This window comes from Paracoccus seriniphilus, from assembly GCF_028553745.1.
GTDB lineage: Bacteria > Pseudomonadota > Alphaproteobacteria > Rhodobacterales > Rhodobacteraceae > Paracoccus > Paracoccus seriniphilus.
The window spans coordinates 94,839-105,547 of the sequence record NZ_CP067131.1 but is presented as its reverse complement, the minus strand read 5'-3'; the positions used below and the strand labels follow the sequence as shown (position 1 = coordinate 105,547).

Here is a 10,709-nt window from a genome sequence, read left to right as displayed (position 1 = left end):
TCAGATTGGCTGGCGATGGCGCTGCCGCAAACGTTCATGCCAGTCGACCAGAACCTGGAATGTGTCAGAGATATTCTCCGGCATGTCGGGCATTTCGCGACGCAAGGGCGCGACGGGCGGATCGCTCGCCAGGCGGCGAATGCTGCGCAGCCCTGATTGCACGGTGGCATAGCGGTCATCGGTTGACCTCGGAGAGAACCATGACCCTGGACGGACGGCTCGCTTTCCCGATTCACGATACCGCAATCAGAGGACCGGCCAGCGGCATGTCACGGTCGCACCTGAAAGGCCTGAAACAGATACACACCCGATCACATGTTCAGAAGGTCAAAAAAGTCTTGCATCGAAGGGGGCAACCAAACATGAGGCTCGGCGCCAGCCAACCTGGCGCAACCCTCGAACGAAGAATGCCGCCAAACCGGTCAGCGCACGCCGCGATCATCAGGTCTAACAGGGGCCGGGCCTCGTAGCGATCCGGTCACTCCTGAAACCATTGGTATTGGCGTCACGATCAAGCCGCGCGCCTTGCGACGGCAATCGGCCCCGATCATTTGAATGACAGCTTGGCTAAAAACACATTCCATTATGGAATGACAAAGCCACGAACCATCGTTTTTCATGACCGTCTGACCGGGCTAGCTTTCCCCCATCAAAACCCAACACGGGTCAGAACGGAGGCACCATGACCGATCCGAAATTTGCCCATCCCGACACGATCAGAGCCCGGTTTTCCGCGGCGATGTCCTATATGTATCGCAATGAAGTTCCGGCCTATGGCACGCTGATGAGCCTTGTCTCGGACGTCAACCAGCGTGTGCTCGACGCAGATCCCATTCTGGCAGGGAACATGCGCTGGACCGGACAACTGGCGCGGGTCTCGGAAGAACGCCATGGCGCCATCCGCGTCGGAACCGCAGAAGAGTTGTCCACGATCCGGCGGCTGTTTGCCGTCATGGGCATGCATCCCGTCGGCTATTACGACCTGACCGAAGCCGGAGTCCCCGTGCATTCGACGGCCTTCCGCCCCATTGGCGAAGAGGCCCTGCGTCGCAACCCGTTTCGGGTCTTCACCTCCTTGCTGCGTCTTGACCTGATCGCGGATGAAGATCTGCGGGCCGAGGCAGCGCGGCTGCTGGAGTCGCGCAAGATCTTTACCGACAGATGTCTGGTCCTGATCGAGCGCAGCGAAAAGCAGGGTGGCCTGACCGAAGAAGAAGCCGCCGATTTCGTCAATGAAGCGCTGGAAACATTCCGCTGGCATGCCGACGCCCTGGTGGACCGCGCACTGTATCAACGCCTGCATGACGCACATCGCCTGATTGCCGATGTCGTGTCTTTCCGCGGCCCCCATATCAATCACCTGACGCCGCGCACGCTGGACATTGACGCTGTCCAGAAAATGATGCCCGAACGAGGTATCTCCCCCAAGGCCGTCATCGAAGGGCCGCCGCGGCGCAAATGCCCGATCCTTCTGCGCCAGACCTCGTTCAAGGCGCTGGAAGAGGCCGTCAACTTTGCCGGAGAGCAGGGCCACCATACGGCACGCTTTGGCGAGATCGAGGCGCGTGGCCAGGCTTTGACGCCCAAGGGCAAGGCACTCTACGACCGTCTGCTGACCGAGACCCGCAACCGCGTGCAACCCAGGGCCGATGGCAGCAATGCCGCGGAATATGTCGCGACCCTGAACGAGGTCTTTGCCGCATTCCCCGATGATCTGGACAGCATCCGCAGCCAACAGTTGGGCTATTTCGAATATTCGGTCACGGAAAAGGCCCAGAACCTGTCGGGCAAGGTCTTTGCCGGGGATCCGGACACATTGATGGCCGCTGGCTATCTGCGCGCCGATCCAATCGTCTACGAGGACTTCCTGCCCGTCAGCGCGGCCGGAATCTTTCAATCGAACCTTGGAGATGAGGCCGGACAGGAATTCGAGGCCAGCCCGAACCAGACCCGCTTTCAAGAGGCTCTGGGGGCGCCGGTGCAAGATGAGTTCCAGCTGTATCAGGACATCCAGGATAGCTCCTTGGCGCGCTGCCTGAAGGTCTTGCAAGGACATGAACGCGAAATTGCCTGAAGGCACGCAACGACAAGAAAGGGAACTGAAACGATGAAAGATGCAATCACGATGGATCTGAAGGCCGAAGCCGCGAATATCCTGACCTCTCTGGGACTGGACGCCGCAATTCTGGATGCCGGCACCATGGCCAGCTTCAGCCCGGTCAACGGGCAGCAGATCGCCTCGCTTGCCGCGGATGATGCCGCATCGACCGCCGCTGCCATCGACCGCGCCGATGCCGCCTATCGCGCATGGCGTGACGTCCCCGCCCCGCGTCGCGGGGAGCTGGTGCGCCTGCTGGGCGACGAATTGCGCCAGCACAAGGCCGCACTGGGTCGGCTGGTGTCGATCGAAGCCGGAAAGATCGAATCCGAAGGTCTGGGCGAAGTGCAGGAAATGATCGACATCTGCGACTTTGCAACCGGCCTGTCGCGCCAGCTTTATGGCCTGACCATCGCCACCGAACGCCCCGGCCACCGGATGATGGAGACCTGGCATCCCCTTGGTGTCGTGGGCGTCATCAGCGCTTTCAACTTCCCGGTGGCCGTATGGTCCTGGAACACCGCCCTGGCGCTGGTCTGCGGCAATAGCGTGGTCTGGAAGCCGTCGGAGAAAACCCCCCTGACCGCTCTGGCCTGCCAGGCCATTCTTGATCGCGCATTGGCCCGCTTTGGCGATGCGCCGGAAAACCTGTCTCAGGTTCTGATCGGCGCGGCCGACGTTGGCGCAGCGCTGGTCGAAAGCAAGAAGGTACCGCTGATCTCGGCCACTGGCTCCACCCGCATGGGTCGGATCGTCGGGCCCAAGGTTGCCGAGCGCTTTGGTCGCTCGATCCTGGAACTGGGCGGCAACAACGCCGGCGTCGTCTGTGCCTCGGCCGATCTCGACATGGCCCTTCGCGCCGTCGCATTCGGAGCCATGGGCACGGCGGGACAGCGTTGCACCACCACAAGACGCCTCTTCGTGCATGAATCGGTCTATGATGCGCTGGTTCCGCGCCTGATCCAGGCCTATGACTCGGTGACCATCGGCAATCCGCTGACCACGAAGGCACTGGTCGGCCCGCTGGTAGACAAGCAGGCCTTCGACGCCATGGAATCCGCGCTCGAAGCCGCCAAGGAAGCAGGCGGCACCGTTCATGGCGGCGGGCGCTATGATGCCGGGGAACCGGATGCCTATTACGCCCGCCCTGCCCTTGTGGAAATGCCCGATCAATGCGGGCCGGTCACCGAGGAAACCTTTGCGCCGATCCTTTACGTCATGAAGTTCAGCGATTTCGATCAGATGCTGGAGGCACATAATGCCGTCGGCGCAGGTCTGTCTTCGGCGATCTTCACGACGGATCTGCGCGAAATGGAAACCTTCCTGTCCTCGCGCGGCTCGGATTGCGGCATTGCCAATGTCAATATCGGCACCTCCGGGGCTGAAATCGGTGGCGCATTTGGCGGCGAAAAGGAAACTGGCGGCGGGCGTGAAAGCGGCTCGGACGCATGGAAGGGCTATATGCGCCGCGCCACGAACACCGTGAACTATTCGCGCGATTTGCCGCTGGCACAGGGTGTCGTCTTCGACATCTGATGATCCGATGACACATATGAACCAGATCGAGGCCGGCTTCATGCCGGCCCACCGGATGCGGGGAATCGGCGTTTCTCTGATCCTTGAAATCGGGGCAAGGGCCGCGCAACTGAAACGCGCGGGCCGGCCCGTCATCATCCTGGGGGCCGGAGAGCCGGATTTCGACACACCAGAGCATGTCAAGCGGGCGGCCACTGCGGCCATGGATCGGGGCGAGACGAAATATACCGCTCTGGACGGATCGCCCGCGATGAAACAGGCGGTGATCACCAAGTTCAGTCGCGACAATGACCTGCATTTCGCGGCAGATGAGATCACCGTGGCATCGGGTGCCAAGCAGATCCTGTTCAATGCCATGATGGCCAGCTTGAATCAGGGCGATGAGGTCATCATCCCGACCCCTTGCTGGACCAGCTACTTGGACATCGTGCGGATCGCAGGCGGCACAGCTGTCACCCTGCCCTGCGATGACAGCGCCGGGTTCCGTCTGAATGCAGCGCAGCTGGAGGCCGCAATCACGCCACGCACACGCTGGCTGTTGCTGAACTCGCCTTCCAATCCGACGGGCGCCATCTATTCCGCCGAGGACTATCGTGAATTGAGTGCCGTTCTGCAGCGGCATCCGCATGTCTGGTTGATGGCCGACGACATGTATGAACATATCCTCTATGATGGGCGCCACTTTGTCAGCCCACTGAACGCCTGCCCCGAACTGCGCGAGCGTTGCCTGACGATCAACGGGGTCAGCAAGGCCTATGCCATGACCGGCTGGCGGATCGGCTATGCGGCGGGTCCGGCCGCGCTGATCAAGACCATGGCCGCCGTGCAGAGCCAGTCGACATCCTGTCCCAGTTCGATCAGCCAGGCCGCGGCCATTGCCGCTCTGGAAGGTCCGCAGGACCTTCTGGCCGAACGTGCCGCGTCGTTCCAGAAACGGCGTGACCTGGTCGTCGCAGCGCTGAATGACATCGACGGGCTGTCCTGCCGCATCCCGGAAGGCGCATTTTATACCTTTGCGAACTGTGCGGGCGTCATTGGTCGGACGGCCCCGGACGGGACACTGATTGACAGCGATACGAGCTATTGCCGCTGGCTGCTTGATCATGCCGATGTTGCCGTCGTGCCGGGGTCGGCTTTCGGCCAGTCACCCTATTTCCGCATATCCTATGCGACATCGCAATCGGAACTGACCGAGGCCCTGGGTCGCATTGCCCGCGCCACGGCAGAACTGCGCTGACAAGAAAACCGCGCCCGACCATACCGGGCGCGGTTCAATACCGGATGATGGCTGATAGCGCCCGCCCTATTCTGCGGCGGCGGCCTTTTGCGCGAACATCTTCATCGCGTTCTCCATCTTGGTCAGATAGGCCGCATCCTCATCGATATCGAGATCGTCAAACATCTCTTCCGGTTCTTCCCATGCGATATGGGTGGTGCCTTCCTTGCTGAAGACCAGCATTTTCAGCGGCAGATAAAGACCGGCGCGAATGTCATCCTGCATCGGCTGGCTGCCCAGCTTGGGATTGCCGAAAATCACCACTTCCGAGTCATCCAGCGCCATGTCGACAGACTTGGCACCTGCGGCGTGATCCACCCGCAGAAAGACCTTGGCACCGGCATCGGTGATTGCGCTTTCCAGACGGTCGGCCACCTGCGAGACCGAACCCTCGGCAGGGATTTCCTCGATATCGGCCAGTGCCGGCCCCGCAAGGGCAAGTGAGGCGATGAGTGCGGTAACGAGACGGGGCATTGCAATTCTCCTGTCTGACATATGCGTCACAAAACGGCGCGGACCGAAGAAGGTTCCGGTTCCACCAGATTGATGCCATGTAAATTCAAGGGCATCCACCCCGCCGGGCCCCAGTTAACCGGTTAGTGATAGAACCCGTCTGACCGCGGCCGGATAGCCCTCGACCCCGAATCCGGCCACGACCCCATCCGCACGCTGGGATACGTAGGAAAAATGGCGGAACGGCTCTCGCTTGTGGATCTGACTGATATGAACCTCGATCACCGGACCGTCGAACATGTTCAGCGCGTCCAGTACCGCCACCGAACTATGCGTCAGGGCGGCGGGATTGATGACGATGCCGCAGGCCTCGCCGCGTGCTTCCTGGATCCAGTCAACCAACTGGCCTTCCCAGTTGGTTTGGAGAAAACGGATTTGCGCCTTGTCTTCGGCGGCGGCGCGGCACATGGTTTCGACATCTGCCAGGGTCTCATGCCCATAGATTTCGGGCTGGCGCTGTCCCAGAAGGTTCAGATTGGGTCCGTTGAGAACATAAATGGTTTTCATGGGCTGTTCCCTGACTGAAATGGCGGCGCGCGCTGATCATAGCGCCGCCGCCAGAATTGATAAGTCCGAAAAGAACGCCGGTCAGGCGGTCAATGCGTCCGGGTTGACCTCTTCGCTGTCATCCGGCGCGATCATCTCTGCCACGGTCTTGGACAGGGTCACCATCCCGATATGCTGGCCCTGGCTGTCGACGACATTGGCGCGATTGGTCTCGGCATTCGTCATCGCCCGAGCCGCCTCTTCCAGAAGGGTTGTGACCGGAACGGTCACCGGCGTTTCCGCGCGCTGCCCCTTGCGCAGGATGGTGCGCACGGTGATCACATTGCCGCGCTTCACATCGCGCACGAAGCTGCTGATATAGTCATCCGCCGGGCGCAGAACGATCTGTTCACCCGTGCCCTGCTGGATGATGCGGCCATCGCGCAGGATGGCGATCTTGTCACCAAGGCGCAGCGCCTCGTCCAGGTCATGGGTGATGAAGATGATCGTCTTGCGCAACTCGGCCTGCAGATCAAGCAGGACCGATTGCATGTCGGTCCGGATCAAGGGATCCAGCGCCGAGAAGGCCTCGTCCATCAACAGGATTTCAGGGTCATTGGTCAGCGCACGGGCCAGACCGACACGCTGCTGCATCCCGCCCGAAAGCTGGTTGGGATAGCTTTCCTCGAAACCGTCAAGACCCACCCGGCTGATCCAGCGCCGGCCGCGCTCGATCGCTTCCTTGTCGCTGACCCCACGCAGCTTGAGACCATAGATCGTGTTCTCGAGCACCGTGCGATGAGGAAACAGTGCGAACTTCTGAAACACCATGCCGGTCTTTTCACGCCGGAATTGCAGCAATTCGCGCTCGGACATCTGGACGATATCCTGACCGTCAAAGACCACCTCCCCGGCGGTCGGTTCGATCAACCGGTTGATATGGCGGATCAGGGTCGATTTCCCCGACCCCGACAGCCCCATGACAACCTGAATCCGCCCGGCCGGAATGGTCAGATTGATGTCGTCCAGCCCCAGCACATGGTTGTATTTGGCCTTCAACTCGTCCTTGGTCATCCCGGCTTTCACCTTGTCGACATGGCTTGCGCCATTGGGACCAAAGATCTTGTAAAGGTGATTGATCTGAATATCGTGAATTGCCTCAGCCATGCACGGCCTCCAGATGTTTTTGCAGCCGTTTGCCATAGGCCTGGGTGGCCCGGTCAAAGATGATCGCAATCGCGACGATGGCCAATCCGTTCATCACCCCAAGGGTGAAATACTGGTTGTTGATGGCCTGCAGCACTGGCTGACCCAAACCGCGCACACCGATCATCGACGCCACGACAACCATCGCAAGGCTCATCATGATGGTCTGGTTGACCCCCGCCATGATCGTGGGCAGCGCCAGTGGCAATTGCACATCCTTCAGCTTTTGCCGCCCGTTCGAACCAAAGGCATCGGCGGCCTCAAGCACATCGGCAGGCACCTGCCTGATGCCAAGATTGGTCAGACGGATGATCGGCGGCACGGCATAGATCACGACCGCGATCACGCCAGGCACCTTGCCCAGACCAAAGATCATCACGACCGGGATCAGATAGACGAAGCTCGGCATCGTCTGCATCATGTCCAGGATCGGGGTGATGATCGAATTTGCACGATCAGAACGCGCCATCAGGATCCCCGAGGGGATACCGATCACCACGGCAATCAAGGTACAGACCGCAACCATCGCAATGGTGCGCATCGTATCTTCCCACATGCCGAAATAGCCGATCAGGCAGAGCGAGATGACAGTGCCCAGCACAATCTGCCAACTTCGGCTTAGCCCCCAGATCATCAGGGCCAATGCGGCAAGAACGATGATCCATGGCGTGTTGATCAGCAGGTTCTCGATAAAGATCAACAGGACCTGGATGGGATGGAACAGGTTCTCGAGCGTTTCGCCATAGGCCCGGGTGAACTCGCGAAAGGCGGTATCGATGGTAATCCGCAGGCCACGCAAGTCGGCCCGACCCATGGCAGGAAAATCGACAAAATCCATTATTCTTCTACTTTTCTTTAGACCTCATCCGAGGCCGGACATCTGATGGAAGGACGGGGCGCATCATGCGCCCCGCCTGATGTCCACGTTCAGAGAGCGTCCTGAACTTTGGCCGCCACATCTTCCGAGAGCCATGCGCTCCAGACCTCGGGATAGTTCTCGAGGAAGTAATAGGCACCGTCTTCATTCGTGGCCTGATTGTCGCCCATCCAGGCCAGCAGTTCGTTGACCGTGGCATTGGACCAGGCACGCTTGCCCAGATAGTCCATCGTAACCGGGTTGTTGTCGGCGAACTCCTTGGTCACCGCGGTGAACACGTCCGAACGCGACCATTCGTTCAGCTTGGGATCGGGGCAGTTGTTCACGACCGTGCAGTTGTCCCAGGACTCCTTGTCGTGCTCGACTCCGAGATCCAGCTTGGTCATGTCGTATTTGCCCAGGATCGCCGTCGGCGACCAGTAGTAACCCAGCCAGCCTTCATCCCGGTTGAAGGCCCGCGCGATCGAACCGTCCAGCCCTGCGGCCGAACCCGAATCGATCAGTTCGAAGCCTTTCTCCTCGGCATCCAGTGCGATGAACTGGTTCTGAGTGATGATCTGGCAAGCCCAGCCTGACGGACAATTGAAAAAGGCACCCTTGCTGGAATCCTCGGCACCAGGGAACAGTTCGGGATGCTCAAGCGCATCATGGATCGTCTTGATGCCATGTTCTTCGGCCAGCTTCGTGGGGATCCAGAAACCTTCGACACCGCCATCGGTCAAAATTTCCGAGGCGATCACGATGCGCCCTTCGGCGACTGCGGCATCCAGCGGCACCTTGACCGCATTGACCCATAGTTCCGGGGCGATGTCAGGCTCGGCCTTTTCGTTCATCGAGGTAAATGTTGGAACGGTATCACCCGTCACCAGGGCAACATCGCATCCATAGCCCTCTTCAAGAATGATCTTGTCGACCCAGGCGGCCAAACCCGCCGAAGCCCAATTCATCTCGGCCAATGTGACGTCGCCACAATCTTCGGCGGCATAAGCGGCAGGTGCCGCAACCATCAGGCCCAGAACCGCGAGTGCGGATTTCATTGCTGTCATGGAACTCCCCTTTGTCGTTTTTCGGACCATGTGTCGATCCGACCCATGATTGACCGCGTTGATGCGGTCGAAAGCTTAACTGCTTGCCTGAATGATAGGACAGCCAGCCCCGGATGTCACATCTTCGCGAAAGATTGTTCGTATCCTTTTGTTTTATGGCTGTTTTTTATACAGAGATTCGTGGATTTCCTCGCCTCAGGGCGACGAACTCGGCGAAAATTCCCGCCTGGCGGCGCGGTTTCACGACTTCAGATCCATTGTTCGAGAATATCGAACAGAGAAAGCGAAAATTGATGCCTAATCACTGGCGATCAAGCGGACTATCTCAGCGTCACGAAAGCGCAATAAAGCGCCGGAACAAACAAACCAAGGACGACTGATATGAAACGTTTTGCTTTTGCTCTTGCTGCACTGACCCTGGTCTCGGGCGCTGCCTCGGCTGCCACTTCGGACCACGAACGTCCCGAAGCAACTGTCCAACCCGTTCAAGCTGAAGAAACCGTTACAGTCCGCGCAGGTTCGGTCCTGACCGCAGTTGAACTGCACCGCGCGGGCCTGTCGGCTGACGAAAAACTGACCGTGACCAACTTCCCGTCGAGCGAATGGGCCATGACCCACTACGAGCGTTGATCGCCCTGTCAGAGACGCTTGCATCCATGGCAAGCGTCTCCTGACACGAGACAAGTAACAGGTCTGTGAAGGAGCCGCCGAATTTGGGCGGTTTTCCTTTTGGCGTTTTTGGCGCATGTACGCCAGGATCACGAGACAACGGATCTGACGCCTTCATGGAAACCACTGTTCTGCGTACCTTCATCGCCATTATTGATGAAGGCAGCTTTTCGGCTGCCGCCAGACGCATGGGTATTTCGCGCAGCATCTGCAGCAAATACATCACCGATCTTGAACATGATCTGGGGACGCGGCTTCTGACACGAACGACTCGCTCGGTCAGTCCGACAGCCATTGGTCTGGAATACAGTCGGCGCCTGCGCGAGGCATTGCGCCTGATGGATGAGGCCAATGAGGCGGTGCGCGTGGCCAGCGACCATCCTTCCGGCGTGCTGAAGATCGGTGCGCCCGTGGGCTATACGCTGAAGGTGCTGCAACCCCATATTCTGCACTTTACCCAGGAATTCCCGGAAATTCAGTTGGAACTGGTTCTGGATGATGGCCTTGCGAATCTGGTCAGCGACAGTTTTGACGCGGTGATCCGCATTGGCAATCTCGAAGATTCAACCCTGCATGCGCGAAAACTGGACGAGGCGGAAATCCTGCTGGTGGCCTCGCCTGATTATGTCAACAATCGCGGCATTCCGCAGGCGCCTGCGGATCTCCTGCAGCATGATTGTCTGCATTATACCAACCTGCGCGGCACCGGAACATGGCCCATGCGGCGCGACGGACAGGTCATCTTTCAACGCGTGCAGCCGGTCTTTGCAGCAAACAACTCGGAAATGCTTCACAAGATGGCGCTGAGCGGCCGCGGCGTGACTCTGTTGCCGAAATTCGCGGTGGCCGACGACCTGGCAGAGGGAACATTGGTCCCGCTGATGAGCGATTACCGCTTGCCGGGCATTCCCATTCACCTTGTCTATCCGACCGGCAAGCTGATGACGGCAGCCATGCGCAGTTTCGTGGATTTCATCACGCATCTGCCCCGAAACTGATCCC

Annotated in this window: 11 protein-coding genes; 5 read left to right on the top strand and 6 right to left on the bottom strand. The window is 59.3% G+C overall.

Features of this window, described 5'->3' with window-relative positions:
• The gene (locus JHW44_RS16865; protein ID WP_272850355.1) at positions 1-162 is read right to left on the bottom strand and encodes a hypothetical protein; all 162 of its coding nucleotides are present in this window, start codon (positions 160-162) and stop codon (positions 1-3) included.
• Positions 163-682: 520 nt separating this feature from the next.
• Between JHW44_RS16865 and hglS the strand changes: the two genes are divergently transcribed.
• Genes hglS through JHW44_RS16850 form a run of 3 tightly spaced genes read left to right on the top strand, consistent with a single transcriptional unit; the run spans position 683 to position 4,871 of the window.
• The gene (hglS, locus tag JHW44_RS16860) at positions 683-2,074 is read left to right on the top strand and encodes a 2-oxoadipate dioxygenase/decarboxylase HglS (protein ID WP_089345589.1); all 1,392 of its coding nucleotides are present in this window, start codon (positions 683-685) and stop codon (positions 2,072-2,074) included.
• A 33-nt stretch (positions 2,075-2,107) separates the two neighbouring features.
• Positions 2,108-3,634, top strand: a complete 1,527-nt coding sequence (gene amaB, locus JHW44_RS16855; RefSeq protein ID WP_179217783.1) for an L-piperidine-6-carboxylate dehydrogenase — start codon at positions 2,108-2,110, stop codon at positions 3,632-3,634.
• 7 nt (positions 3,635-3,641) lie between these two features.
• Positions 3,642-4,871 carry a pyridoxal phosphate-dependent aminotransferase gene (locus JHW44_RS16850; protein ID WP_089345590.1) on the top strand — a complete coding sequence of 410 codons (1,230 nt, stop codon included), beginning with the start codon at positions 3,642-3,644 and terminating at the stop codon, positions 4,869-4,871.
• 66 nt (positions 4,872-4,937) lie between these two features.
• Here the strand turns inward: JHW44_RS16850 and JHW44_RS16845 are convergent, their stop codons facing one another.
• The 5 genes from JHW44_RS16845 to JHW44_RS16825 all read right to left on the bottom strand — a co-directional run bounded on the left by JHW44_RS16845 (position 4,938) and on the right by JHW44_RS16825 (position 9,038).
• A complete protein-coding gene (locus tag JHW44_RS16845) occupies positions 4,938-5,384 on the bottom strand; it encodes a DUF302 domain-containing protein (protein ID WP_089345591.1) in 447 nt (148 codons plus the stop codon).
• Positions 5,385-5,498: 114 nt separating this feature from the next.
• Positions 5,499-5,930, bottom strand: a complete 432-nt coding sequence (aroQ, locus tag JHW44_RS16840; RefSeq protein WP_089345592.1) for a type II 3-dehydroquinate dehydratase — start codon at positions 5,928-5,930, stop codon at positions 5,499-5,501.
• Positions 5,931-6,011: 81 nt separating this feature from the next.
• Positions 6,012-7,076, bottom strand: coding sequence for a quaternary amine ABC transporter ATP-binding protein (locus JHW44_RS16835; protein ID WP_089345593.1), 1,065 nt, complete (start codon positions 7,074-7,076; stop codon positions 6,012-6,014).
• A complete protein-coding gene (locus JHW44_RS16830) occupies positions 7,069-7,953 on the bottom strand; it encodes an ABC transporter permease (protein ID WP_089345594.1) in 885 nt (294 codons plus the stop codon). Before JHW44_RS16830 ends, JHW44_RS16835 begins: the two co-directional genes overlap by 8 nt.
• Positions 7,954-8,042: 89 nt before the next feature.
• The gene (locus JHW44_RS16825; RefSeq protein WP_089345595.1) at positions 8,043-9,038 is read right to left on the bottom strand and encodes an ABC transporter substrate-binding protein; all 996 of its coding nucleotides are present in this window, start codon (positions 9,036-9,038) and stop codon (positions 8,043-8,045) included.
• Between the two features lie 381 nt (positions 9,039-9,419).
• On the opposite strand from JHW44_RS16825, the gene JHW44_RS16820 reads away from it, so the two are divergent.
• A complete protein-coding gene (locus JHW44_RS16820; protein ID WP_089345596.1) occupies positions 9,420-9,668 on the top strand; it encodes a hypothetical protein in 249 nt (82 codons plus the stop codon).
• 155 nt (positions 9,669-9,823) lie between these two features.
• The gene (locus JHW44_RS16815) at positions 9,824-10,705 is read left to right on the top strand and encodes a LysR family transcriptional regulator (protein WP_089345597.1); all 882 of its coding nucleotides are present in this window, start codon (positions 9,824-9,826) and stop codon (positions 10,703-10,705) included.
• Positions 10,706-10,709 lie beyond the last annotated feature (4 nt).

Coding starts and splice junctions, on each gene's coding strand:
- amaB (WP_179217783.1), top strand. CDS start 2,108: ATGAAAGATGCAATCACGATGGATCTGAAGGCCGAAGCCGCGAATATC.
- JHW44_RS16835 (WP_089345593.1), bottom strand. CDS start 7,076: ATGGCTGAGGCAATTCACGATATTCAGATCAATCACCTTTACAAGATC.
- JHW44_RS16830 (WP_089345594.1), bottom strand. CDS start 7,953: ATGGATTTTGTCGATTTTCCTGCCATGGGTCGGGCCGACTTGCGTGGC.
- JHW44_RS16850 (WP_089345590.1), top strand. CDS start 3,642: ATGACACATATGAACCAGATCGAGGCCGGCTTCATGCCGGCCCACCGG.
- JHW44_RS16825 (WP_089345595.1), bottom strand. CDS start 9,038: ATGACAGCAATGAAATCCGCACTCGCGGTTCTGGGCCTGATGGTTGCG.
- hglS (WP_089345589.1), top strand. CDS start 683: ATGACCGATCCGAAATTTGCCCATCCCGACACGATCAGAGCCCGGTTT.
- JHW44_RS16815 (WP_089345597.1), top strand. CDS start 9,824: ATGGAAACCACTGTTCTGCGTACCTTCATCGCCATTATTGATGAAGGC.
- JHW44_RS16845 (WP_089345591.1), bottom strand. CDS start 5,384: ATGCCCCGTCTCGTTACCGCACTCATCGCCTCACTTGCCCTTGCGGGG.
- JHW44_RS16820 (WP_089345596.1), top strand. CDS start 9,420: ATGAAACGTTTTGCTTTTGCTCTTGCTGCACTGACCCTGGTCTCGGGC.
- aroQ (WP_089345592.1), bottom strand. CDS start 5,930: ATGAAAACCATTTATGTTCTCAACGGACCCAATCTGAACCTTCTGGGA.